The 25,371-nt window shown below is 42.1% G+C and carries 24 protein-coding genes and 1 other RNA gene; 13 read left to right on the top strand and 12 right to left on the bottom strand.

From position 1 onward, the window contains the following. The first annotated feature begins 557 nt into the window (after nucleotides 1–557). The 3 genes from ffs (at nucleotide 558) to A3774_RS11905 (ending at nucleotide 1,609) form a co-directional block, all read left to right on the top strand. Nucleotides 558–654: signal recognition particle sRNA small type (ffs, locus tag A3774_RS11915), an RNA gene on the top strand. A gap of 178 nt (nucleotides 655–832) precedes the next feature. Continuing rightward, a complete protein-coding gene (locus tag A3774_RS11910; RefSeq protein ID WP_067867628.1) occupies nucleotides 833–1,162 on the top strand; it encodes a hypothetical protein in 330 nt (109 codons plus the stop codon). A gap of 108 nt (nucleotides 1,163–1,270) precedes the next feature. Further along, the gene (locus A3774_RS11905) at nucleotides 1,271–1,609 is read left to right on the top strand and encodes a hypothetical protein (RefSeq protein WP_067867625.1); all 339 of its coding nucleotides are present in this window, start codon (nucleotides 1,271–1,273) and stop codon (nucleotides 1,607–1,609) included. Nucleotides 1,610–1,700: 91 nt separating this feature from the next. Here A3774_RS11905 and cynS read toward each other — a convergent pair whose 3' ends face one another. After that, nucleotides 1,701–2,141, bottom strand: a complete 441-nt coding sequence (gene cynS / locus A3774_RS11900) for a cyanase (RefSeq protein WP_067867622.1) — start codon at nucleotides 2,139–2,141, stop codon at nucleotides 1,701–1,703. A 276-nt stretch (nucleotides 2,142–2,417) separates the two neighbouring features. Here cynS and A3774_RS11895 point away from each other — a divergent pair, with 276 nt between their 5' ends. Next, nucleotides 2,418–3,044 carry a DUF2238 domain-containing protein gene (locus A3774_RS11895; RefSeq protein WP_231867978.1) on the top strand — a complete coding sequence of 209 codons (627 nt, stop codon included), beginning with the start codon at nucleotides 2,418–2,420 and terminating at the stop codon, nucleotides 3,042–3,044. Nucleotides 3,045–3,046: 2 nt separating this feature from the next. Here A3774_RS11895 and A3774_RS11890 read toward each other — a convergent pair whose 3' ends face one another. Next, nucleotides 3,047–3,919, bottom strand: coding sequence for a LysR substrate-binding domain-containing protein (locus A3774_RS11890; RefSeq protein ID WP_067867619.1), 873 nt, complete (start codon nucleotides 3,917–3,919; stop codon nucleotides 3,047–3,049). 152 nt (nucleotides 3,920–4,071) lie between these two features. On the opposite strand from A3774_RS11890, the gene A3774_RS11885 reads away from it, so the two are divergent. After that, nucleotides 4,072–5,202, top strand: coding sequence for an S-(hydroxymethyl)glutathione dehydrogenase/class III alcohol dehydrogenase (locus tag A3774_RS11885; protein WP_067867615.1), 1,131 nt, complete (start codon nucleotides 4,072–4,074; stop codon nucleotides 5,200–5,202). Nucleotides 5,203–5,265: 63 nt separating this feature from the next. Next, complete coding sequence (fghA, locus tag A3774_RS11880; RefSeq protein WP_067867612.1) at nucleotides 5,266–6,102, top strand: S-formylglutathione hydrolase; 837 nt, start codon at nucleotides 5,266–5,268, stop codon at nucleotides 6,100–6,102. 69 nt (nucleotides 6,103–6,171) lie between these two features. Here fghA and A3774_RS11875 read toward each other — a convergent pair whose 3' ends face one another. From A3774_RS11875 to A3774_RS11865, 3 genes are all read right to left on the bottom strand, one after another. Continuing rightward, nucleotides 6,172–6,786, bottom strand: coding sequence for a LysE family translocator (locus A3774_RS11875; RefSeq protein ID WP_067867609.1), 615 nt, complete (start codon nucleotides 6,784–6,786; stop codon nucleotides 6,172–6,174). 48 nt (nucleotides 6,787–6,834) lie between these two features. Next, a complete protein-coding gene (locus A3774_RS11870) occupies nucleotides 6,835–7,641 on the bottom strand; it encodes a flagellin (protein WP_067867605.1) in 807 nt (268 codons plus the stop codon). Between the two features lie 276 nt (nucleotides 7,642–7,917). Continuing rightward, nucleotides 7,918–9,306: an SLC13 family permease gene (locus tag A3774_RS11865; protein ID WP_231867977.1), complete on the bottom strand. Its 1,389-nt coding sequence runs from the start codon at nucleotides 9,304–9,306 to the stop codon at nucleotides 7,918–7,920. 101 nt (nucleotides 9,307–9,407) lie between these two features. Here A3774_RS11865 and A3774_RS11860 point away from each other — a divergent pair, with 101 nt between their 5' ends. After that, nucleotides 9,408–10,217 (top strand): AraC family transcriptional regulator, encoded by an 810-nt coding sequence (locus A3774_RS11860; protein ID WP_067867602.1) that lies wholly within the window; start codon nucleotides 9,408–9,410, stop codon nucleotides 10,215–10,217. A 67-nt stretch (nucleotides 10,218–10,284) separates the two neighbouring features. Here the strand turns inward: A3774_RS11860 and hisC are convergent, their stop codons facing one another. Continuing rightward, nucleotides 10,285–11,355 carry a histidinol-phosphate transaminase gene (gene hisC / locus A3774_RS11855; RefSeq protein WP_067867599.1) on the bottom strand — a complete coding sequence of 357 codons (1,071 nt, stop codon included), beginning with the start codon at nucleotides 11,353–11,355 and terminating at the stop codon, nucleotides 10,285–10,287. A gap of 192 nt (nucleotides 11,356–11,547) precedes the next feature. On the opposite strand from hisC, the gene A3774_RS11850 reads away from it, so the two are divergent. Then, nucleotides 11,548–11,943, top strand: a complete 396-nt coding sequence (locus A3774_RS11850; RefSeq protein ID WP_067867596.1) for a DUF2750 domain-containing protein — start codon at nucleotides 11,548–11,550, stop codon at nucleotides 11,941–11,943. A gap of 429 nt (nucleotides 11,944–12,372) precedes the next feature. Here the strand turns inward: A3774_RS11850 and A3774_RS11845 are convergent, their stop codons facing one another. Both A3774_RS11845 and A3774_RS11840 read right to left on the bottom strand, forming a co-directional pair. Continuing rightward, nucleotides 12,373–12,780 carry a bacteriohemerythrin gene (locus A3774_RS11845; protein WP_067867593.1) on the bottom strand — a complete coding sequence of 136 codons (408 nt, stop codon included), beginning with the start codon at nucleotides 12,778–12,780 and terminating at the stop codon, nucleotides 12,373–12,375. Between the two features lie 360 nt (nucleotides 12,781–13,140). Beyond that, entirely contained in the window at nucleotides 13,141–13,899 is a 759-nt protein-coding gene (locus A3774_RS11840) for a hypothetical protein (protein ID WP_067867590.1), read from the bottom strand. A gap of 293 nt (nucleotides 13,900–14,192) precedes the next feature. Here A3774_RS11840 and A3774_RS11835 point away from each other — a divergent pair, with 293 nt between their 5' ends. The 3 genes from A3774_RS11835 (at nucleotide 14,193) to A3774_RS11825 (ending at nucleotide 16,344) form a co-directional block, all read left to right on the top strand. Next, nucleotides 14,193–14,852, top strand: coding sequence for an NADPH-dependent FMN reductase (locus A3774_RS11835; RefSeq protein ID WP_067867587.1), 660 nt, complete (start codon nucleotides 14,193–14,195; stop codon nucleotides 14,850–14,852). A 182-nt stretch (nucleotides 14,853–15,034) separates the two neighbouring features. Continuing rightward, entirely contained in the window at nucleotides 15,035–15,289 is a 255-nt protein-coding gene (locus A3774_RS11830) for a MetJ regulator of methionine regulon (protein ID WP_067867584.1), read from the top strand. Between the two features lie 260 nt (nucleotides 15,290–15,549). Further along, nucleotides 15,550–16,344: a transglutaminase domain-containing protein gene (locus tag A3774_RS11825; RefSeq protein ID WP_067867581.1), complete on the top strand. Its 795-nt coding sequence runs from the start codon at nucleotides 15,550–15,552 to the stop codon at nucleotides 16,342–16,344. Between the two features lie 75 nt (nucleotides 16,345–16,419). Here the strand turns inward: A3774_RS11825 and A3774_RS11820 are convergent, their stop codons facing one another. The 3 genes from A3774_RS11820 to A3774_RS11810 all read right to left on the bottom strand — a co-directional run bounded on the left by A3774_RS11820 (nucleotide 16,420) and on the right by A3774_RS11810 (nucleotide 20,433). After that, nucleotides 16,420–18,186 (bottom strand): DEAD/DEAH box helicase, encoded by a 1,767-nt coding sequence (locus tag A3774_RS11820; RefSeq protein ID WP_067867577.1) that lies wholly within the window; start codon nucleotides 18,184–18,186, stop codon nucleotides 16,420–16,422. Nucleotides 18,187–18,325: 139 nt separating this feature from the next. Continuing rightward, nucleotides 18,326–19,480, bottom strand: a complete 1,155-nt coding sequence (locus tag A3774_RS11815; RefSeq protein WP_156473708.1) for a DUF5610 domain-containing protein — start codon at nucleotides 19,478–19,480, stop codon at nucleotides 18,326–18,328. Nucleotides 19,481–19,875: 395 nt separating this feature from the next. Beyond that, the gene (locus A3774_RS11810; RefSeq protein WP_067867571.1) at nucleotides 19,876–20,433 is read right to left on the bottom strand and encodes a DUF2058 domain-containing protein; all 558 of its coding nucleotides are present in this window, start codon (nucleotides 20,431–20,433) and stop codon (nucleotides 19,876–19,878) included. A gap of 180 nt (nucleotides 20,434–20,613) precedes the next feature. On the opposite strand from A3774_RS11810, the gene A3774_RS11805 reads away from it, so the two are divergent. Beyond that, nucleotides 20,614–21,621 carry a serine/threonine protein kinase gene (locus tag A3774_RS11805; RefSeq protein ID WP_231867976.1) on the top strand — a complete coding sequence of 336 codons (1,008 nt, stop codon included), beginning with the start codon at nucleotides 20,614–20,616 and terminating at the stop codon, nucleotides 21,619–21,621. A gap of 73 nt (nucleotides 21,622–21,694) precedes the next feature. After that, nucleotides 21,695–23,650: a DNA topoisomerase III gene (locus A3774_RS11800; protein WP_067867568.1), complete on the top strand. Its 1,956-nt coding sequence runs from the start codon at nucleotides 21,695–21,697 to the stop codon at nucleotides 23,648–23,650. A 185-nt stretch (nucleotides 23,651–23,835) separates the two neighbouring features. Here A3774_RS11800 and A3774_RS11795 read toward each other — a convergent pair whose 3' ends face one another. Next, a complete protein-coding gene (locus A3774_RS11795) occupies nucleotides 23,836–25,173 on the bottom strand; it encodes an SLC13 family permease (RefSeq protein ID WP_067867565.1) in 1,338 nt (445 codons plus the stop codon). Nucleotides 25,174–25,371 lie beyond the last annotated feature (198 nt).

The raw sequence follows: 25,371 nt of genomic DNA, 5'->3' as shown, positions 1-25,371 counted from the left end.
AATTACGATCTTTCTCGTCTCAGTATAGCCCTATCTTTTGGGAATCTTCGTTCATATCCGGTTTTATTATTTAAAGTTAATTCTTTTTAGAAAAGCTATAAGTTTTAGTCATAGGACTTTAGTATATGTGTAAAGAAGATCTATGAGAGTTATCCCATTCAAAACTATCCGTTACCTAATAAGATTACCTAAGATGTGTATGCTTGACCGTCACTATGGTTGTGCATAATACCACGTTGAAAACGTTCCAAGCAGGACGTTAATTACAACGACGGTTTCAGCGGATATTCTTCGGGACCAGGTCTTAATGATGCTCAGTTGTTCTGTACCGATTATGGCAGGGGTTATATGGTGGTATGTCAGAAAGTTACTAAAGCACTACGGGGATGATTAAGCACTTCTGTTGAGCTATTTAGGTGGTTTTGAAACATAGAAAGACTAAAAAACAATAAGTTAAGCATATTGCATTTGCATCTTGTTTTTTCACTGGTATACTGCGCGCCTGTCTTACGGAAACGCCCTTAAGGCAAGGCTTACAGGCCACGCGATGGTGGCCCTGTTGGTCCTTCCGCAATGATAAATCGTGAACCTGGTCAGGCCCGGAAGGGAGCAGCCACAGCGATGGATTCATGTGCCGGAATGTGGCTGGCGGGGTCACCCCCAATCTCTATTTCTAGTACCATCTCTCCATTTTCTAATCCCTTATGTATGAAAAATTCTCATTCAGCTTTTCAATTTAGACGTCTACACTAAATTCACCGTTTCATTTTTTAATCCATAGTCGATACTTCGGTTGCTATGGAGCAGCATGTGCGCAAGGTGGCGATTTGCTATGCTGAAACTTGTTAAAGACTTTCATAATTACCAGTTTGTTTATTATTGGATCGATAACCAACGAAAAAAGGTTAGTCCAAGCCTTCCAACAAAACAGTATGCGACAGAATGGTTAATTCACTATCATTTTGAAACTTACTCAGGGCGAGAACGTCGTCGCCGGATGCTGGATCGACGTTCTGAATCTCAGAAGATAAATTTGCGGGGTGTACAGATTTTCTTCTCTAAACGAAAGGGATTAACGAAGGGGCGACGTCGCTCAGACCTTAACGTAGAAGTCGATTTTGATCTGTCTAAAAAGAAACTGAATAAACTGCGCAGCGCTTAATTTGTTGACTTATTGATCAGAAGTACTATATTTTATGGTAGTATTTAAAACGCTTGTTAGATTACTAGTGTTTAATTCAATATGGCATAAGCAGTATTGTCGTTTCTTATGGATAAGTTGGACGGTTCATTGAGATTGGTTAAAGATCTAAGTTCATCGGGCATTGTTTATTTTTGGATAGATAAAGACGAACAAAAGCTGAGTCCCGATATTCCTAGCCTACCGCTTGCAGAGGAGTGGTGGACAAATTACCTGTTCTCACTGTTTGATGGGCCAGAAAGACGTTACTCTCTGATTGATCGCCGACAAGATAAAAATCAACGTAAAGATATAGACCAGCAGCTGTTTTCTAACCGTTTAAACCCCGCAGGCAGGCGGGAATCGGATAAACCTATTCAGGTGGATTTAGATCGCGTTGCTGATAAGCTCAAAATTTATTACAGCTAACTCTTATCCCTTATCCCTTATCCCTAATTTTGCTTCTGTGGAGTGAGGTGCAGTTTTCTATGTTTAAAAACTGCACATTACTTAGCTATATTTACCAGCTTTTATAAGGTAGGAATTTACCATTTAGCGTGAGTAATACGCGGTCACCTTTAGGGTCTTCAATTTTATCGACCTCCATGGAGAAGTCGATTGCACTCATAATGCCATCCCCAAATTTTTCTTGGATCACTTCTTTCAGTGTTTCTCCATAGACTCCAACTACCTCATATAATCGGTAGATAAGTGGATCTGTTGGCACTTGCTGATCCCAAACTTTTGTTGGATAAGCTTCTAAAGCAGTTGTGACTTCTGGCCCTAGGCCTAAATAATTAGTGATTTTCTTAGCGGCCTCTGGGGAGGCGCTGTTCATGCCAAGGCAGGCAGATGTAAGCCATACAGGAGACATGCCGAGATCAGTCCCTATTTTTTCCCAGCTTAGTTTCTTCTCTATTTTGGCTGTGACTATCGCATCAGTCATTGCTAACTTGTCCATTCAAATCTCCTCACTATCGTAAATAACGGCGTACTGAGAATCTGGTGTATATAAGGGCGAACATCGAAGTGTTAGGTAGTAAATTGCACAATATTGGTGCTTGAGTTCTTCGATATCTAACTACAGCCAGTTATTTACATTGATTTATTTAGTTTCATATAGGTAAAAGCAAAGGAGGTGCCAAGTTATTTAATGGATCTATCTAAGCTTTTTAGGGCGCTTTTGGTTATATTGAGTAATCCTTTTAAGTACATGGCAACATTGAGGTTAGTGTCAGTGGAGACGGTATTAAAATATATCTGGATAGCTGTTTTCGTTACAGTACTGGTCTGGTCAGGTATTCATCCGAAAGAGCAGATGACGTGGTTTTTAGAGGTATTACCTGCGCTGCTTGGCGTTGGCTTATTAATAGTGACCTATAATCGCTTTAGATTAACGCCTCTCTTGTATCTGTTTATCTTAATACATTGCATTATTTTAATGGTGGGAGGTCACTATACCTACGCTGAGGTTCCTCTATTTGATTGGCTCAGAGATGGCTTAGGTGGTGAACGTAATAACTACGATAAAGTAGGGCATTTTGCTCAAGGTTTTGTGCCTGCTCTGTTAACTAGAGAGATATTGCTTAGAAAGGCAGTCGTCAACGGTGCTACGTGGCTGAATTTTTTTATTATCTCGATCTGCCTAGCGGTGAGTGCTTTTTATGAATTGCTGGAATGGTGGGTTGCTTTAGCTATAGGTCAAGATGCAGATGCGTTCTTAGGTACACAAGGTTATATCTGGGATACTCAGTCAGATATGGGCTGTGCACTATTGGGCGCGATCAGTTGTTTACTGCTTTTATCTAAATGGCATGACCAGCAGCTTTCTAAATACCCAAGCCGTTTACTGACAAAGGGATAGGTCTACATTGCCAAGTGGGTAGACATATAATCGATAAGCATCCGGACTTTAGGTGATACATATCTGTTCTGTGGATATAACGCCCAGATACCTTCATCGTCAGGTTGATAGTTCTTGAGCAAGGGGATTAATTGGTGGCTATCAAGGTGTTCCTGTACATAGTAATCAGGTAGTTGAACAAGGCCTAAGCCTTTAAGCGCCGCATCAACGAGGGCGGGGCCACTATTAAAATTTAAGCTCCCATGTATCTTAATATTATGTTCCTGTCCGTTTTCCTGAAATCGCCAAAACTGAAGTGTTCCTTGTAAACAGTTATGTTGTTCCAGCTCTGTAAGTAGGTGTGGCTCTCCATGGTTAGATAGATAGGTGGGAGAGGCACAGACAAACAACCGTCTTGAGGCTAGCCGTTTTGCCATCATACTTGAGTCGTCCAGCTTGCCGAGCCTAATGGCTAGATCAAAGCCGGAATCAACCAGATCTATTTTTTGATTGGTAAATAGGCATTCAATCTCTAATTCAGGGTAGAGGAGGGAGAAGTCATTTAGCATAGGCGCTATCTTACTCTCACCAAAGGATGTGGGAGCGGTTAAGCGCAGCCGTCCTTTTGGTGTGTTTTGTAATTGTGTAAGAACCCGCTCAGCTTCACCAAGCCCATCTAATAATTGGCGACAGTGTTGGTAATAGATACCACCGGCTTCAGTGATAGAGACCTTTCGGGTGGTTCTGTAGAACAGTTTGGTTGATAAGCGCTTTTCGAGTGCACTTATCTGGCGGCTAACTTGGGCTGTGGATATACCTAGTTGTCGAGAAGCTGTGGTAAAGCTCTCTGTCTCCGCGACTGCAACAAATTCAGCAATACCCTCCCAGCTATACATAATTATGATCCTCTATCGGTCTTTATTGCTAGCGTTACTACCAATATTATTACTGTATGGTAAAAGATATTTATTAAAATTATGGATTATAACCTTGGAGTAATTAACTACAATAGATCTATTGTAATTATTCAAGAATGCTAGAGGTGGGTATGAGTGAGAAGATGATCAAATCGAAAGCGGCCATTGCTTGGGGTCCAAATCAACCGCTATCTATTGAAGAAGTGGATGTGATGCCGCCGCAAAAGGGCGAGGTTTTAGTCCGTATTATCGCTTCCGGTGTTTGTCATACCGATGCTTTTACCTTATCGGGTGATGACCCTGAAGGTATATTTCCTGCGATTTTAGGCCATGAAGGGGGCGGTGTTGTTGAAGCTATTGGCGAAGGCGTAACAAGCGTTGCGGTAGGCGATCATGTTATTCCTCTTTACACACCCGAGTGCGGTGAGTGTAAATTTTGTACGTCCGGTAAAACAAACTTATGCCAGAAGATCCGTGAGACTCAAGGTAAAGGTTTAATGCCCGATGGAACTACACGTTTCTATAAAGATGGCCAGCCGATCTATCATTATATGGGTTGTTCAACTTTCTCTGAATTTACCGTTCTTCCTGAAATCTCTTTAGCTAAAGTCAATAAAGATGCGCCATTAGAGGAAGTCTGCTTACTTGGTTGTGGTGTAACTACAGGTATGGGCGCAGTAATGAACACCGCCAAAGTTGAAGAGGGTGCTACGGTTGCCATCTTTGGTATGGGCGGCATTGGTCTATCTGCGGTTATCGGTGCGACTATGGCTAAAGCGAGCCGTATTATCGCGATTGATATTAATGAAAGTAAGTTTGAATTGGCTAAGAAGCTTGGGGCGACGGATTGTATTAACCCTAAAGACTACGATAAGCCAATCCAAGAGGTCATTGTTGAACTAACGGATGGCGGCGTTGATTACTCATTTGAATGTATAGGTAATGTGGATATTATGCGTTCGGCTTTGGAGTGCTGTCATAAAGGTTGGGGCGAGTCGGTTATTATTGGTGTGGCTGGCGCAGGGCAGGAGATCTCCACCAGACCTTTCCAATTAGTAACTGGACGTGTATGGCGTGGTAGTGCGTTTGGCGGTGTAAAAGGCCGCTCAGAGCTGCCTGAGATCGTTGAACGTTATATGTCAGGTGAGTTTAAGCTTGATGACTTTATTACGCATACAATGGGTCTAGAGTCGATTAACGAGGCGTTTGATTTAATGCACGAAGGTAAGAGTATTCGTAGCGTTATTCATTTCGATAAATAAGGCTCCATCATCAAGAGGCTTTATTTCAAAGCCTCTTTTCGGTGTCTTCGTTAAGGAGTTCCTATGAGTATTGAAAACCTGAGTCAAAACAAATGTTTTGATGGTTGGTTAAAGCAATATAATCATCAATCATCTGTCTTAAATTGTACGATGCGATTTAGCATCTTTTTACCACCTCAAGTGAATGATGGGGCTAAAGTGCCTGTTATCTACTGGTTATCTGGTTTGACCTGTACTGATGAAAACTTCACTCAAAAAGCTGGTGCGCAAAGAGTTGCGGCTGAGCTTGGGGTTGCGATTGTTGCACCCGATACTAGCCCTCGGGGTGAAGCTGTTGCTGATGATGATAACTATGATTTAGGCCAAGGTGCGGGTTTCTATCTTAATGCTACAGAAGAACCTTGGAAGCAGCATTATCAGATGTATGATTACATCACTAAAGAGCTACCTGCACTGATCGAAGAGATGTTTCCGGTGACGGATAAACGTTCAATTACCGGTCATTCAATGGGTGGACACGGCGCCTTAACTATTGCGCTAAAAAATATTGACAAGTATCAGTCAGTATCGGCGTTTAGCCCCATCACTAACCCAATGAAGTGTCCTTGGGGGCAAAAGGCGTTTACTGCTTATTTAGGTCGTAACACTGAAACATGGAAAGCATACGATAGTTGTGAGCTTATTAAACAAGCAACATCGACCCTACCTATGTTAGTTGATCAAGGAACATCGGATGATTTCTTGAAGGAGCAACTGAAGCCAGAAGCGCTTTCCCAAGTGGCTGTTGATATGGGCTTTCCGTTAGAGCTGCGTTATCACAATGGTTATGATCATAGCTATTATTTTATGGCTAGCTTTATTGAAGATCATCTTAGATTTCATGCCAAGTATTTGAAATGAACCTGAGATAATCAAGAATTAAAAAGGGTATAGATCACTGATTTATACCCTTTTTTTGATTCTCGAATATCAATGCCGAGTAATCAGAAATAAGCCTGCTCCGGCCATAATGGAACCTGCACTTTTATTCAGACGGTTAACCGCTTTCTCTGATTTAAACCAGCGACGTGCTTTACTCGCAAAAAGTGCGATCAGCATTAAACCACTCATCAAGCTAACTAATGTTAGAAAAGAGGCGAGTGCTATATCCATATTATCGAGTGCAGTTAGATCCATAAATGTAGGTAAAAAAGCGATATAAAACAGAATCACTTTAGGGTTTGAGGCAGAGATGAGAAAGCCTTGAATAAATCCCATTATGCCTTCGGATTGTTTCTCACCATTAGCCTCCGTTAAATCTAACGGTGCATTCCACATTTTCCAGCCTAAGTAGATAAGGTAGCAAGCCCCTAAGATTCGAATAAAGGTAAATAGCTCACTCCAATGGGTGGCAATAACGGCCAAACCATAACAGGCAGCAACTAGGTATAAAATATCACTCATGGTCATCCCTAACGCTAGCATAAGACAAGCAGGTGCACCTTTAGTTAGAGCGCGGGCTAAAATGGCAAAGATACCTGGGCCGGGAGTAATACTAAAAATAAACACTGCCACAAAAAATGATAATGCGCTTTCTAAGGTCATAAATAACTCGAAAATAGGGACTGTAACTATCGTTGAAGAGGGAGGTATTTAGCTGGCCAATAAGTTAAGGACTAAACCTCGGTTAGCATTAGCTTGTGCTTGCATTGCAACTCCGACCTCTTGTTGAACCAGTGCCGCAGAGCGCTCGGAGAGTGTTTTCGCATAATCGGTGTCTCCAATCCTAGAGACAGCCTCCGCGCTATTTAGACTGGTCTCAGACAGTTGATTGATTGTGCTGTCGAGCCTATTTTGGTTAGCACCAATTTCGCTAGATACGGTTGTTAAAAAGTTTTGTGCGTTATCTAGCTGATCAAGCGCTGCACTCTCAGTAATATCAATTGAAAATAAACCTAATTCTTCTAAAGAGTCGGTTAGATTGTATGTCGTAATGTTTTGAGAGTTTTCAGAACCAGGCCCCGTCTGAAGTTTTAACTCGCCGTCTTGGGAAAGAAGGGATTGGCCATTAAATGAGGATTTAGAAATCGCGTCTTTAATACCTTCAAGTAAAGCGTCGGCTTGTTTCTGTAATGATGCTTTATCATTGCTATTGAGTGTTCCGTTTTGAGCTTGGACGGATAATTCTCTGATCTGTTGTAAGGAATCATTGACTTGGTTGACGCTACCCTCGGCAATTTGCAGGGCTGATATACCATCTAAGCTATTTTTAATGGCGGTATTATTACCTAATTCTTGCCCTTGTAGCTGAAGAAAAACTTGGAGACCAGCAGGATCAATCGCAGATTCATTAATACGTTTGCCAGAGGCAAGTTGTTGATCATATTGATTAACACGGGTTTGAATCTGATTAAATTGATTAAGTGAGCCAGCCGAAGCGCCTGTCACAGTAATAGCCATTAGAATATCTCCCTTACAATCCTCTCAATTATAGCTTATTTCAGTGAAACGATAGTGAGATTTGTTCACGCTATAGAAGGGGGTATTGTAGAAAAAAAAGGCGTACCTAAGTACGCCACAATATCTTGCAAAGGATAAGATTAGAATGCGTGAGCATTCAATGACTCAAGGTAAAAAGAAGAAAAGCTTGAGTGAACAACGATAGTAGTTTTTCTTGCGCTTAACTAACATCATCTCTTAGTTCTATTATAAAAAGTATGGTTATTATGGTAGGGTTTATAACCAGCCAAGTATTTTCCACCAGAGGTAATCTAAGGGAAATAGGACTAAAATTGTAATAGGGGTTAAGACAAAGCAAAGTTTAGCAGCATGTCTAATCGATACCCCAGCCAATTGCATTCCCACCATTAAGGGGGCTGATTGGAAAGGAAAAAGAATAGTAGAGAAGCCCAATACTTGAGTCATCAGAACGGCCTCCAATGTAAAACCACTTTTATCACTCATCTGCTCAGCGAAAGGGGTTAGTATGGCGGGCACACCGGGAAGTGTTGCAACCATACCGGTAGTAAAAGCAGTAAGGGAGAGAGAAAGATAGCTCAGTAACGGGTGTTCGCTTGAAAGTGGTAACCACGTATTAAGCTGCTCGCCAACTACATCACCTATACCGCTATAGTTAATTAAAGCACCAACACCTAGTACACCAACAACAAATACCAGCGAGCTAATATTAAATTTCTTCTGGAAACTTTGCTGGCTTACCACGCCAATCCTAGGCATTAACAGTATACAAACCGCTGCCAAACCTATCCAAGCTGCTGAGATATGATGGAGAGAATCGGTTAACCAGAAACCGAGAGTGACCATCATAATAACCATCAATTTATATTCCTGTTTGGATACAGGTTCTTTAGCTACCGATCGGTTAGAGCGCGTAGGTGTGTCGGGAAATAACCAGACAATGACAGCAATAATAAGTAAAGCTTTGATAAAACCTAAAACCGGGAAATGCAGTAGTAAGTATTCTGCATACATAGGTGTCCAGTTATGCATAGTTTCAGCGGCGCCGATCAGTACCATATTAGGTACGTTTGCGGGTAGCACTGCAAAGGTGGGTACATGACAACCAAAGGCTGCAGCAAGCGCAACACCAATTTGACCATTACTGCCCTCTTTAAAACCGCAACTTGTCCCCATCGCCATTGCAATAGGGATTAAAAGTACAGCCCTACCTATAGAGGAGGGCATAAGAAAACCAAGCAAAATAGAGAGTAAAACAATGCCGCTAATAAGATGGGTGTAGCTTTTATCTAATCGGCCAGTAAAAGTGTTGCCTATACGTTTTGCTAGCCCCGTTTCATTAACCGCGATACCAATAATTAAACCGGAAAAGATAAGCCAGCAAGCTGTTGAACTAAAACCAGAAAATACAACCTCGGCAGGTGCTATGGCTAGCAACATAGCGGCGGTCATAAAAATCAGCATACTGAGGTGTTCAGAGATTGCGCTGGTGGCTAAGAGTACTAGAGCCGATAAAATTAAACAGGCAGATAAAAGTTGTTTGTTATCGAGCGGCAAAGATAGAGGGCTCAAAAAGGCAACAAAAAATATACTAGGAATAAGTATCAGAGCGATTAATTGTGAACGGCTTAATTGAAGATTGATCATTGCAACACCATTATTAATTATCTCATGGGCTTATTGTGACAGGGAATTAAAAGTGATTTAGTCGATAATATGACAATAAATATCGCATAAGTGACAAAGCTATGGAAAATTCTACTTCTAAACGGCAACCTTCATCTATTGGTCAGAGAATCGATTCGCAGCGACCTATTGTTGGTTTACGGGGGCATTTAGCAGCTAACGTAGATATGGATCCACACCAGCATCCACGGGGCCAGCTTGCATATGCTAGCGAAGGGATTATCCGTGTATACACAGATGCAGGCAGTTGGGTTGTTCCTCCAACCCAAGCCGTTTGGATACCGGGAAATATAGTGCATAGAACGAATGCTGAGGTGTGTGCTGAATTGCGTCATCTGTTTGTCGATCCAGCGTATCTACATAGCTTATCTGATCAATGTAGTGTGGTCGAAGTTTCCCCTCTACTGCGGGAACTGATTATGAAAGTAGCGGATTTTGGTACAGAGTACTTGCCAAATAGTCCCGCGAGTCGGATATGTGCGGTTATTTTAGATGAGCTTCAAGCACTGAAACCCTCTTTACTTCATCTGCCAGGCGCAACAGATCGACGTTTGCAAAGGGTGATGAAAACAATGATTAAGTCACCCAATGCTGAAACAAGTCTAAATGAGTTGGCTGCCAAAGTTGGTGCCAGTGAGCGAACGGTTGCTCGGCTATTCAGCAAAGAGACAGGGATGACGTTTCAACAATGGCGCAAGCAGCTAGTGCTGCAAGAAGCGGTGGATAGAATAGGAAAAGGGGATGCGGTGATTGATGTGGCATTAGCTCTAGGTTATCGCAGCCCGAGTGCTTTTGTAGCGATGTTTAGAAAATCCCTAGGTAAACCGCCAGGTCAGTATTTTAGTGATACAGGTACAAGAATTGAGTTCTAATATAAAAAAACAGCCCTAATAAATTAGAGCTGTTGTATTGATTAATCTATGTTTACTAAAGCTTTAGTTATAGCTTAAAAAGATCAGGGTGTTGTTCTAGTGTATCCACTAAAAGCTGCATCTCTTCTTGCGTACCGATACTAATACGCAGGTAGTTATCTATACCGGGTTTACTAAAATAGCGGACCAATATTTTTTTAGTACGAAGGTAGCCCATCAACTCGGCTGCTTCTAAGATGCGGTGGCGAGTAAAAAGGAAGTTGGTTTTTGAGGGTAGGCTAACAAAGCCTAATTCAGCTAAACGCTCAATTGTCCAAGTCCGAGTAGCAATAATTTTTTGAGTCGTCTCCTCAAAATAAGTTTGGTCTTTTATCGCTGCAGCGGATGCTTCGATTGCTAACATATCCAGTGGGTATGAGTTAAAACTATTTTTTACCCGCTCAAGACCGTCAATAAGGTCTTCATGCCCAATGGCAAAACCGACACGCATTCCTGCAAGAGAGCGTGACTTCGAGAAGGTTTGTATCACTAAAATGTTGTTGTAACTCTGGGTAAGCTCAACAGCCGAGCTTGCACCAAAATCCACGTAAGCTTCATCGACAACAATAACGGATTCAGTGTTGCGTTTTGCTAATGATTCAATCTCGCCTAGCTCAATTGCTCGGCTTGTGGGGGCATTTGGATTTGCAAAGATAATACCGCCATTAGGCTGATCAAAATCATCTACGTTAAGCACAAATTCGTCACGTAGGGGGATTTGCTCGTAGTTGATATCGTAAAGGTTACAGTACACAGGATAAAAGCTATAAGTGAACTCCGGCATTAACAGCGGTTTATCCTGTTGAAAAAATGCGGCGAAGGTATGAGCAAGTACCTCGTCTGAACCGTTACCCACAAATACATGCTTACGTTCAACGGAAAAGTGATCGGCAATTGCATCTTTTAATAGTGTGCAATCTGGATCTGAATAGAGACGTAGACGATTTGTATCGAAATCCTTAATAACCGCTTCAGCAAGAGGTGAAGGTGGGTAAGGGTTCTCGTTGGTGTTGAGTTTAGTGATCCCTGATTCTTTAGGCTGTTCGCCGGGGACATAAGGGGTTAGACGCTTAATTGCATCACTCCAATATTTGCTCATTATATGATCCGTAGTGGCGCGCACGTTTGGAAATCGCTTATAGATCTGCCCGTGCGGATATAGATTGTTAACTGGCTTGAAGAATAGCAGAAAAGTGGTTTTTTCATAAGCCTGATAATCGAATGCTAATAGTTCAAGAATCTATCATCAAATTGCTTTATCCTATCCTTTTCTAAGTTCGGATACAGGTTTATGTCAGCTCAAGATAACAGCTATGATTTGGCTGCAATCGAAAAATTAAATGATGAGCAGCTCTATGCTCTTTTTGTTAGCGAAGCAGTCTCATCAGATGAAATTTGGATTCTAACCGATCAATATGGCAGCGTAATGCTCAATACAGAAGATGAAGACTGCGTGCCTGTTTGGCCATATAAAAAGTTGGCTGAAGCTTGGGCTACGGGCGAGTGGGAGGCCTGTAAAGCAGAGGCAATCTCTCTGTCTAAATGGCATAGTCGTTGGACACCCGGTTTGGAGGATGACGAGTTTGCTGTTGTTGTTTGTCCGACTGAGGGCCGAGATGGGTTAGTGGTATCGCCTTTGGAGCTAGATAAGGCTCTTAAAAAGCGTAAACAGAAACAGAGTACTTAAATCCGTTATTGTGGTTAATCGCTTTGATTGGGGCTCTTTTTTATTAGAGCTCTTATTCTCTATAGGTTAGCTTTAGATCTGACTAGGTACCGCGAGTATCTAAGCCTTTATATCCTTTTAGCTTTTTCCAACGTTTTAATTGATCTCAAACGTTAATGGATTGGGTGTCTATTTCCTCCTCGTTTTTATCACTCTCATATAGATAAGCATAATCTCTCCTTAAATGGGTTCTGCGCAAACATATTTCAAATATGGTTTTTTTATGCAAGTTTATACCGTTATCTTGGTGATTTTTTTTATAGGGCCCTAAGCTAGAACGCACTATAAAAATAAGACTAAAACCAAGTAAACAGGGGGAGGTTTAGGCTTATACCTGAATGCATAAGCCTAGATGAGTCTGAGATCACTTTCTTTTAGAGTGAAGTGTTTTCAGTGGGCATGCTGGTTGATAAACATGGCTGTGACTGTATCCATTGTTTTAATATGGTTGATAAACCAGTTCCACAAAGTGCAGTTAAGGTAGTGCGCAATATACTCTCGGTCGTTTCTCTCTTTCCACTGCTCTATTGCTTCAGCTAATTCAAACAGAACGCGGTCATGCTCCCCTTTATGGCAAGAATAAGGGGGGAAATTAACGCGTCTCATCTGTTCCTCTTCACGGGAAAAGTGGACTTGGTTATGAGCGAAGAACGCTTCGAGCCGTGAGGTAACCTCGTCTACAGTACTGTTCTCTATAGCAGCGAGTATGGTATCTAGTATTTCGACTGCTTCCTCATGGTCATTATTCATAAACTCTACTGTGACCTGAGGAATCAACTTTGTATCAGCATGCGTCATTATCTTGTGCTCCAAAAGAACATGAGTGTCTATCTTATGTGGAGAACAAAAGTTTAAAATTGATATCCGTCAATAACATATATTTATAATACATTTATTTATGGGCTGTACTCGCCTCTTTCAAATAACCCTATATTTTGATTAGAAAAGAATTAGTTCTAGGGTTGTCTAAAATGATGGAAAAGTACCTTAGTCTATTCATGCTGTTTTTCAGCACCTTGCGCAGAGGTAAGCTAGTATCAAGCAGATGCTTTTTAAAAGAGCGCTGTTAAGTAAATATTTGAGAAGTTGCCAGATAGAGCGTTATATAAAGCTAAATCTAAAGGGCGCAATCAAGTGGTTTGGCTGCCTGAGTAATGATTAGCGCCAATGAATCCAATAACTGTATTCAACGCGATTAGAGTTGTTGATTGTAGTTTGAAATAGTTGGCTTGCTGATGATGAGCATTGAACTCCTTTAAATTCAGGTTCTGCCCAGCCAGTCATACCTCCCATATACTCACGTTTATAGCCCCAAGTACCACATGACAGCACTAAGTCGTAATGCTGATCCCGTTCACAAATTGCGCAGGTCTCAAAATCAACCTCTAGATCTTTCCCTTCCACACCATAAGAATCGGAGACGTAAGGCGTGTCATAGATAGATACGGACGCATCGCGGAAGAATCTTCCCTGCCAAGGCTTGTCAGCATCATCTTTAGGGGTTTTGTGCAGCCCGCGACCATGTTCAAGTGGGGCATTATCATAGAAAGGGTTTTCGGCTTCGTTAGGGATATCAATCTGTATACCTCGTTCGCCTTGGTGGAGTTTAGCATTAGTTTTTCGAATCTGTAATAAGCGATAACGATCACAGTCTGCTAAGTTCAGGCCATCCGTTTTACCATTAAAGTTGTTTTTCAGGTGGATCTCTAAACCTATTCCCGTAGCATTATCCCCAGGGATATACTTCGCATTAGAGCGACTGCTATGGTACCAAGGCTTAGAGAAAATAAGCCGTCCAATGGATTCCTTTTGATAAGTAACAGGGCATACCTTCCCCACCTTTAGCTCTCCGGCCCATAGTTTATGAGATAGGACGCTCAGTAAAATCAACGGTAAAACTTTGTAATAATTAACCATCAAATCACCTTAATTGTAATTTGTATATACAAAGTATAGTCTAAAATTTATAAGCCGATAGTTAAGATTTAGTGGGCGATAAGGAGCTAGCTCGGTACTGTTGAGTTTAAGGGAGTGATAAGTTACAACCTAAAGATAAAAGAGAGACCGATCTTTGGCATAGATGAATGAAGCAGTGAACGCTTTGTGCTTTTAGGTATAAGAAATCGCTCAAAAAGAGCAAAGGAGTTCCAGTCGCTCTCTATTTCATTAGTTTCCTCGCAGGCTTTTTCTAACTTATATCGAGTTTTAATATGAAGTTTTTAGTTTTTTTAGGCACTGTTCGTGATAGCACACCACCTAGCCCCGCTCGTCTTGGTTTGCGCGTTTCAAAAGCTTGCATTGAATGTTTATTGAGTCACTATACTGAGCATGAAGTGGAGCTGATTGATCCTTTAGATTACCCTTTGGGACCTGTTTTTAAACCACATTTTGCGTACTCTCAGCGCACGGTTCCCCCAGAACTGAATGAGCTGGCAGACAAGATAGAGTCAGCTGATGGCTATATTATGGTTAGCCCTGAATATAATCACTCGATGAGTCCTGCGTTGGCTGATATGTTAAACCATTTTGGTAGCTCTCTATTCTCTTACAAGCCGAGTGCCATTGTTACCTATTCTGCGGGGCAGTGGGGTGGTATGCGTGCAGCTGTAGGCATGCGGACGTTTCTTTCAGAGCTTGGTTGTTTACCTGTTTCTGCGATGATTCATGTACCTAAAGCACAAGAGGTCTTTGCCGAAGATGGGAGCGTGCAGGCAGGCCAGAATCAGGCGTCTTGGTTTGAATATTTTAGCCGTACCTTCAATCAACTTATTTGGTGGGCTCAGGCTACCCGTGAGCATAAAGCGGTAGTCGATCCACACAAAATAGTGATGCCCTTAAAAATTGACCCCTCTCAGCGAAATGCGCCTTAATCAGCTTGGCACAGGATAGATTGGATCGGTTTTTGATAGCCATTGGTAAAGAGAGTGGGCGTACGATAAGCAACATGCTGGTGCTACTGACCTGAGGAGTAAGTGAAGTAAATAGATCCAGTTTGTTATCGCTATGATGACTATTGAGGGCAGAGTATGATTTTTTTGATGCAGGATTAGCGATGGAAAACTTTCGAGTAATTATATTTATAGTGGGAAGTGCTTTACTGTTATTTAGTTACTTACGTTTTATAACGGATGAGCAAGGCCATGTGAATTTAAATAATTATCGCTTTACGGGCGGGATCGGACTTGTGATTATCGGTATAGTAAAAGGGACGGGTGATATAGTCTCAAGGGATCTCTCCCAAGATGGCGTTTCCGCACTCTCAATCTATATGGGAGCCTTACTTTTCTATATAGGTTTTACACTGTAAGAGCAGAATAAAGAGGGGAGTTTATTCTCGGCTTAAACTAACACTTGCTCATCCCTCTATAGTCAGCTGCTCTATTTGCTTATATATAATCTATTCTAAGCTTAATCATACTTCTAACTCATAGTGCTAGCGGCAGTGGAGGTGACGTGCTAGATTAACTGAGTACGTAAAGAACGAAGGACGATGCCTAATAGGGTTGTGCCGTTGTGAGTAGTTTAGAGTATAGAATTCCTTTGGCTTAAATTAATTAGGATGTTCTTATGTGGCTACATGCTTCTTGTGTTCTTGACTTCAATATCCCTGTAGCTACGCCATTTTTATTAATGCTTCGCCCTCGTAGTGGGCAGCAGCAGTGGGTAGCCCGTGAGCAGTATGAGTTTTCACCTAGCGTTATGGCGGTCGAGTTCACCGATCCATTTGGTAATTTATGTCAACGGGTGGTGGCACCTGCTGGACCTTTTTCAGTTTACACATCGGTTAATATCGAATGTGCAGATGCCTTTGATGTAGCGCCGGGGGCACCGTTTATTGAAGTGCAAAATTTACCTGAAGATACACTTCCATTTCTGTTACCGAGCCGTTTTTGTGAGTCTGATCGTTTCACTCAATTAGCACAATCACTCGTTGTTGGTGTCGCGCCTGGATATGATCAGTGCACAGCAATTATTGATTATATTCGCCAAACACTGCGCTACTCTCCTGGAAGTGGTCAGCAGATCATTAGTGCCTGTGAAGTTAATGAAAAATCAGAGGCGGTTTGCCGGGATATGGCCCATCTAGGTATAGCCTGTTGTCGTTCTCTGTCGATCCCTGCTCGAATGGTTGTTGGTTATCTTGAAGGGCTTGAACCTATGGATCTTCATGCTTGGTTTGAGGCTTATGTCGGAGGGCGCTGGTATGCATTCGATCCGACTCAGAATAGCCGATATGGTGGACGTGTTGCGATCGCCTACGGTCGAGATGCTGCTGATGTGGCGATATATAGCCAATTTGGTGATCCAGTGGATCTACTGCGTATGGATATCAGAGTCGAACGGATGCCTGCGCTGTTGTAATGATATTCAGTTCGATGTAAATGATTAATCTTGGAACGGTTGAAGTAGGAAAAATTTCGGAGGTGGGCCTTCTACTTAAAGTTGATTGGCTTTACGGTATTTACCTTCGTAATCGAAGATCCGTTCTTGAACGCGCCAGTAGTGTTTTTGCTTACGGGCGATGACGAAGTCTGGGGCCGTAAGAAGTGACTTGATGGCGAGTACTTCGGAAATGTTGTTCAGGGTTTTAGGGGCTTGCGCATTAGCGATGCGTTTGCCAAATAGATTGTTAAATACAGCTGTCTGGCTGTGTTTAGAAAAATCAAAAGATTCGCTCAGTTCTTCGCCATCCTCTCCATAGTAGGTGACTTTTAAGCGATCTTGTACGCTGCTGAGTTCCATGCCTGAACAGCGAATAACCATTGCATCTTTTAGTTTTAAGGCGTTTTTTAACTGGTCATCGGGATCGATAATCGCCATTTTGCATTTATGGCAGTTGCGTGCAGCGATGTCGTTTTCGGCGTTACAGTGAGGGCATTCCTTAAATCTAAAACGGTAATCACACTGTTGTGGTTGCTGTTTTAGCTCTTGCTTATCTGTAGGGTCGAAATCTAGTAAACCTTGACAGCGACGACCGTAATGTTCGATCACGTTCCCTTCATCATCCGTTTTCCCCCAGAATATATTGGCAAAGCCACAGCTAGGGCAAAAGACTTGTACTGGATCAGTATCAGGGTTGGGTTTCTTTTCCCCCACTTCAGGGTGATGCAGGTTAAAGTGGTTGCCGGCATAGTCAATGACCAGGCAGTCAGTTTTCCCCTCTGCAAGGCGAAGACCACGGCCAACAATTTGCTGATACAAACTTACCGATTGGGTTGGGCGTAGGATGGCAATAAAGTCTACGTGGGGCGCATCAAAACCTGTCGTAAGTACAGAGACATTAACCAGAAATTTCAGTTTTTTCTGCTTAAAGCTTTGTATGAGTTGATCGCGCTCTTTGTTGTCAGTCGCACCAGTAATTAAGGCGGTTTGATCTACTGGGAGGTAGCCGCAGATCTCTTGTGCATGTTTTACGGTAGCAGCGAATACCATGACACCTTGACGGGTTTGAGACAATGCTTTGACTTGTTCAATAATCGTTTGTGTTACGCGGGGATGTTTGCCTAGTAATTGGTTTACTTCTGCTTCTGCATATTCGCCAAAACGGTTTTGCTTTAATGCGGAGAAGTCATATTGGGTAATGCTGGCATCAATACATTTAGGCTCAGTTAGATAGCCGTTACGAACCATATAACTTAAGGGAAGTTCGTAAATACAGTATTTAAAGGGTTTTGGATCGCTACTACGAGCAAAACCACGGTGATGGTATTGATAGATCCATCCCATGCCTAGCCGGTAAGGTGTAGCGGTTAGCCCGAGTACTTTTAGCTGTGGGTTGAGTGAACGGAGTTGGCTGATAATCTTGCCGTATTGGCTGTCGTCATCATCATTTAGGCGGTGGCATTCATCAATAATCAGCAGTGAGTATTCTGCTGAGAAACGGTCAAGATTAGCTGATACGGACTGGATACTGGCAAAGGTAACTTGAAAATCATTTTGTTTGCGCTTTAAACCTGCGGAGAATATTCCGCCTTTGAGCCCGTAGCTTTCATACTTAGCGTGGTTTTGCTCAACTAGTTCTTTTACATGGGCTAAGACCAATATTTTTCGTTTTGCGAGTTTGGCCAGCTCTGCTATGACTAAGCTCTTTCCTGCGCCAGTGGGCAGCACAATGACGGCTGCATCCTCCGTTTTACGGAAGTGTTGTAGAGTGGCGTCTACAGCATCTTGTTGATAAGGGCGCAGTGTAAAGGGAGAGCTCATGGATACATGATCAAATGATGATGAATTATAGGGCTGATCATATCAGCCCTTGTCTTTATATGGGAGCGATTGAGCGGCATAAAAAAAACCGGCCATTAAAAGGCCGGTTTTACGTATATTGCAGCGATTAAGAAGGGGGTTAATCGTCTGCATTTTCCTGAGAAAACTGAGCCATAATGCTTTGCAATAAACCAACGTTATTATCTAGTTTACTCTGGGATTCTTCATCCGCATCTTTGTAACGTATATCTTCTTGGATCAAATTTTCTAATAAGCTGGCGCCAAATAAAGAGCTATCTTCTAAGAATCCAAGTGCTGGATTATTCATGAAGTTCTCCATGTTTTGCATCATGCCACCTAAGTGACGCCCGTTATCGCCGAGCGGATTATCATACTGCTGAACTTGCTCATAAGCGGCTACTGCAGAGTAACTCGTTGACTGAGTCATAGTTACATTCAAGTTCATTAATTGGGATTTGTCCATTTCTAATTCGGCCGCTTGATTAAAAGCATCCTGAACATCACCGCTGTAGAAATCTTCTGCAATCAGATTAATGTCTTGAATTAAGGAGGTGAGGGCGTCTAACTCTTCTTCATTAAGATCGCCTTCTACACTAAAGCTAAAGTTACTGCTGGCGTTACGGTCAATACCATAAGAGACGGCACTGGTTTCACCATCAGTATATGCACCAAGGGACGCTGTAATGCTGGCTTCACTATCAAAGTAGATTGAGACCTTGTCGCCTTCTTGGGTCATCACTTCCATAGAGAAGGATTCTGCTTTGGAATAACGCTCAGCGGCAGAGATAGATGTTTGGCTGCTTGTTGCTGCCACGTCTTCAGTGCTTGCTGTTGGTGCAATTGCGGCTAGTGCGTCAAAGGTGAGGTCTTTAGTTTGATCTATAGTGGCGGATGTATCTTCGGTGAGCATATTCAGCTTTTCTAGTATCTCCGTGGCTTCTTTAAAGCCTTTCTCAACACCCGATACAGCTGCTTGGTACATGCGATCGAGATCAGCGTCAGAAGCGCCGCGAGAACGAGCTTGCTCTAACCCTTGGGCAACAAAATCGGAAATCCGAGAAGCTACTTTTTCTGGAGAGTAATCATTTGCATCGAGACCTTTCATCTCAGATAAGCTCATTCCAGGAATATTTTCTGCTAGTTTGGCGACTAACTTATCTGCCGCAGATGCAGAACGACCACTGCTGTCTTTACCATCTGCAAACCCACCGGTTACCAATGTTTCTTGGCGAACCTGAGAATAGGCTGCTTGGCTGCTTAATAAAACTTGCACGGGTAATTCCTCCACAGACAAAAAAGGACCCTTATGATCCCGATTTTGTATTTCCATATTATAGCGATAAATGGGTTATCGACAGATATGCACTTTGCTTTAATGTAAACACTAATGTATGAAATTCTTTCATCAGATAAAAGGGTTCTTATTGGCTTTAGTCAATGGGATGGTTATACCCACTTTCAGCTATTGGCCAGATAATAAAACAGTTTTTACCTTATTCATTTAGTTGTTAGGCCGTATAAAATGATTTGATTACGGACAAGGTAAAGAATTTCTTTCATGTTCTGTTAGGGATTAAGCTTTGACCTGAGTTTAATCGCTATTCAGTAGGGCGCTACTTATATCTATAGCCAGCGCCCGTGCGAAAGGTCTTTCAATTCCTAGTTCGACTACCACATAAGGTCATCAGGGATCTTATAATCGGCGTAAGGGTCATCTTCATCCGGTTCTTCTTCAGGTTGAACGCGAATAACGTAATCAGGTATACGTTGTTCAATCTTTTCTGCGAACTTATCGGGGATTAAGTAAAACTTTTCATCGAGTGTAGCAATGGCTACTTGGCCACGTATCAACTGTGTCTGTAAGTCGCTGGTAACGTACATTGTTTTAACTTTTTTATCGTAGACAAAGTTGTATGTGAGCTCAGCATTGTCTGGAATATTGATCTGCTGCTGCATGATCATTTGTCGGCATTGCGCTTCAATCTCTCGGTTCTGGCGCTCCTCATCGCGCTGTAGATTGAGTAGGCGGTCACGCTCTTGTTTCTCTTTACGCTGCTGCTCGAGTGCTTGTTGTTTAATCGCTTGTTCGTCGATGACTGCTTGGCCGGATTTCCGCGCTTTATTAGCCTGTTTTTTCTGTTTCTTCTTGTCTGAATCGGCTTTTTTCGCTTTCTTCTGATCAACGAGGCCGATGTTTAGTAATTGATCTTTCAGTGAACCTGCCATAACAATCTCTTAATACAAAATATAGATGTTGCGAAACTATATCAAAAACTGATCATAGCGCCTGCATTTAATCGTTTTTAATGTTGTAAATTGTATTAAAAAATAGCCCTTTAATGGCTTGCAGCGGCTAACGCTTAAACGTAATCTCCAGCCATACTGTAATTTATAGCTAGGAATAGAATGTCTGAAGATAAAATGCCTGAGCATGATAAGACCCATCCCTTTGAACGCTTAACACCCTCATTTTTGATGGATGCTGTTGAGACGCAAGGGTTTTGGTGTGATGGTCGGACCTTTCCATTAAATAGCTATGAAAATCGTGTTTATCAGGTAGGTATTGAAGATAAAGAGCCGCTGATTGCGAAGTTTTATCGGCCCAACCGTTGGAGCCGAGAGCAGATTTTGGAAGAGCACGAATTTTCGTTTGAATTGGCCGAACATGAACTCCCAATTGTTACCCCTTTAAAAAATGAGGAAGGTAATACACTGTTTGATTATCAAGGGTTTATGTTTTCACTTTTTCCTCGAAAGGGTGGACATGCGCCTGAACTTGATAATATGGATAACCTGTTTGTATTAGGTCGATTGCTGGGCCGAATGCACCGTGTTGGTGAGGTTAAACCTTTTACTCACCGCCCCGAAATTACTACGCAAAATTTTGGTTATGAGAGTGTAGCGTTTGTCTCAGAGCACTTTATTCCCTTGGATCTTAAAGCGGCTTATACATCGGTCTCTGCTGACCTGTTACAAGCGATTGATGAGATCACTCAACAGTGTGGCGAGATAAAGAAGATTCGTGTTCACGGCGACTGTCACTCTGGCAATATGTTGTGGCGAGATGATGCCCCTCATTTTGTTGATTTCGATGACGCGCGTATGGCTCCGGCCATGCAGGATATTTGGATGCTGTTATCAGGGGACCGCCATGAGCAAACGGCACAACTCTCCGAAATCGTTGATGGGTATAATGAATTTAATGATTTTAGAACTACAGAGCTTCGTTTAATTGAGGTCTTACGGAGTTTGAGAATTATGCACTATAGCGCTTGGTTAGCTAAGCGCTGGGAAGATCCCGCATTTCCACATAGCTTTAACTGGTTTAATACTAGCCGCTATTGGGGCGAGCATATTTTAGAGTTAAGAGAGCAGATGGCCATTCTTGATCAAGCGCCTTTAAAAATGATTTAGTGTTGGTTTTTTCTGGATTACAGGCTTAAATTCCTATACCGTTAAGTACTGTTTTTATATACAGTTTATTTCCATGATTTTATATATAGCCGAAAAACCCAGTTTAGGGCGAGCGATCGCTGATGCACTGCCAAAACCCCATAAAAAAGAGGAGGGGTGTATTCGGGCAGCCAATGGCGATACTGTCACTTGGTGTATAGGTCATCTGCTTGAGCAGGTTGAACCTGATGCATATGATGAAAAATATAAACGCTGGTCACTAGAAGATCTACCGATTATCCCTCAACAATGGCGACTGAAGCCCCGTAAATCCGCTGGAAAACAACTGTCTGTTATACGCAAGCTGCTGAAAGAGTTTGATTCTATAGTACATGCCGGTGACCCTGATCGTGAGGGGCAGTTATTAGTGGATGAAGTTATTGATTACTGCAAAGTCAGTAAAACTAAAAAAGAACGTATCCAACGATTATTAATCAATGATTTGAATCTACCCGCAGTGAAAACCGCTTTACATCAAATGCGAAGTAACAAAGAGTTTATTCCTCTATCGGTTTCAGCCTTAGCACGTTCAAGAGCTGATTGGTTGTATGGAATGAATATGTCTAGAGGCTATACACTACTTGGACAAAAAGCGGGTTATAAAGGGGTGTTGTCTGTTGGCCGTGTTCAGTCGCCTCTGGTGGGTTTGGTTGTGCGCCGTGATGAAGAAATAGAAAACTTTATCCCTAAAGATTTTTATACACTGGATGCCATTATCCCTTATCAGCAAAATCCTTTGCTGGAAATTTATGCACGTTGGCAGCCGAGTGAGGCTTGTCAGCCTTGGCAAGATGAAGAAGGAAGAGTTATAAACCGAAAGCTTGTGGAGAATGTTGCTTCACGTATTGTGGGTCAACCGGCGCAGGTTGTTACTTCAGAGCAAAAGCAAAGCAAACAAGCGCCGCCATTACCTTACTCTTTATCGGCACTGCAGATCGATGCATCAAAACGTTTTGGTATGAGTGCTCAACAGGTCTTAGATACTTGTCAGTCGCTGTATGAAAAACACAAGCTAATTACCTACCCTCGCTCTGATAGCCGTTATTTACCTAATGATCATTACAAACAGTCCGGCGCTGTTCTGGATGCCATAGCGGCTAATGAACAAACATTGAGTACCGCTATCAATAAGGCTGATCGACACCTTAAATCTAAGGCGTGGAATGACAAAAAAGTAGATGCCCATCATGCGATTATTCCGACACCTAAAAAACAATCGCTAAGTAGTTTATCAAGTTATGAGCGGAATATTTATCAGCAGATAGCACGACAATATATTATGCAGTTTTATCCCGCTGCGCTCTATGCGGATTCTAAGTTGGTATTTGATATAGCCGGTGGATGTTTTATTGCGAAAGGGCGTGTTCTTATTGATGCGGGCTGGAAAGCATTAATAGGTAAGGACAGTAAGGAGGAGGAAGGAAATATAGTTCCTGTGCTGGATAAAAATACGGAGTTAATTTGTCGTGAAGGTCAGATAAAAGATAAAAAAACCGAACCGCCTAAGCATTTTACCGAAGCCAGTTTACTACAAGCTATGACGGGGATCGCTCGATTTGTAGCGGATAAAGAGTTAAAGAAAATTTTAAAAGAAACCGATGGGCTAGGTACTGAAGCGACGCGAGCAGGCATTATGGAAACGCTGTTCAAAAGAAAACTATTGGTAAGAAACGGCAAGTCGATCCTTAGCACCGCTGCAGCACGAGGTTTGATACATGCTTTGCCCCGTGAATATACATATCCCGATATGACTGCTCAATGGGAGCATCAATTACAGGCGATGGCGGAAAGGAATCAAGCCTATCAGCCCTTTATGGATGAGTTAGAGCATAGAATTAAAACAATTGTGGCTCAGATAAAAACGGGGGGGGTACCTGAACCTTTACGTCATCTACCTCCCGTTGAAGCAACTAACTTTAAGCGTAAACGTAGAAGTACGGGTAAAAGTAAGCCAAGATCTAGAACGGCTAAAGCTAGGCCTAAGTCATAACTTTCCTTTGTTACCGATGTTTTACGTCAATTGATATTTTTATGCTTAACTTAGGTCGCTCTTTGAGTTTTAAGCCTGTTAAATGTTTAATGATATAAAACAAAAGCCCGCGGCAAGGTTTAAATATAAAACCAAGATGCGGGCTGTAAGATCAGCTGTTGTTGTTCGCTGAATAGTGGGTGTCTTTACCAGAAAATTCTAGCGTATAAAGTGATCACGGCGATACACCCTAGATTGATCCAAATGCCTATACGCATCATATCACTTTGTTTGATAAAACCAGAGCCAAATACAATTGCATTGGGCGGCGTCGCAACCGGCAGCATAAAGGCACAAGAGGCTGAAATAGCGATAACCGTTGATAGGATAATAGGTGACATTCCCAAGCTTTCTGCAATAGCAGCAAAGACGGGTATAAGTAAGGCTGCACTTGCCGTATTACTGGCGAATTCAGTTAATATTACGACAAAAGCAACAACGCTTAATAACGCGATTACTGCACTGGAAGATTGTAAAAAATCACCGATTGTATGCGCAAGAAATACACTTGTTCCTGTGGCTTTAAGTACGGCACTTAAACATAAGCCACCGCCAAACAATAGTAAGACACTCCAATCTGTTGTTTTTTCAATCTGCTTCCATTCGACCACACGACAAAAAGCCAACAAGATAATAGCGGATATAGCGATAAGGCTATCAAAACTAGATAGACCACCTAAAAAAGCATTAAGTGGTCCACTAAAGATCCAGCATAAGACAGTCAATAGGAATATACCCATCGTTATAATGCGGGAAGGTGTGAGTTCTAGAGGTTCATGCTTAACACTAAATTGGTGTTTAAGGTTAGGACGTAAAGCAAAGTACAAAATAACGATCGCTAAAGGCAGTAATATCACAGTCAAGGGAGCGGCGAGCTTCATCCAGCCTATAAAGTTAAGCCCTGTTTGTGCTGCTGCAATCGCATTGGGTGGACTACCGACTAGTGTTGCTATACCACCAATGCTGGCACAATAGGCAACACCGAGTAGCATAAATACATAAGTGTTACGTTCTTTAATGGGGTCTAATTGGCGAAGTATACCCAATACTAAAGGCAACATCATTGCGGTGGTTGCGGTATTACTGATCCACATAGATAACAGAGCGGTGACAATAAAAATAAGTAGAACTGCGACGCTTAAACGGCTGTTAGCAACGTGAAGTACCTTGCTGGCAATTGCTTTATCTAAGCCTTGTGAGTTAAGTGCTGCGGCCAGCGCAAAACCACCTAAAAACAAGAATATAATAGGGTTAGCAAAATTACTCAGGGCGTCTTTGGCGTTAAATATGTCAAGAGCTACCGCCAAAATAGGTACGAGTAAAGCGGTAATACTGACGTGCAGAGCTTCTGTAAGCCAAAGAATTGCAATAAATAACAAAATGCTTAGGCCTTTAACTATGGGCTCCTCAAAGGGAAGGTACGCCATCATTAGCGTAAATAATAAAATATTGCCCAGTACTATAAAGTGCTTATGGTTAATCATTGGGTGAGTATCTTCTTACAGTTATTAAGGATGAGTGTTTTATATAGCGTGTTAGAGCATATGGAGTGGATAATCGCGCCAGTATATAGTGCTAAATTGGGGTTGTTCAAGAAATACCACGTTTAATATGGATTAATAGGGGATCAAATCAATGAGCGGTATCTATGAGGGCAAAAAACGAAGATTTAGCACAAGGGA

Source organism: Neptuniibacter marinus (assembly GCF_001597725.1).
Lineage (GTDB): Bacteria > Pseudomonadota > Gammaproteobacteria > Pseudomonadales > Balneatricaceae > Neptuniibacter > Neptuniibacter marinus.
Note: the sequence above shows the minus strand (reverse complement) of the source record. Positions and strands in the feature narration are given on the sequence as shown.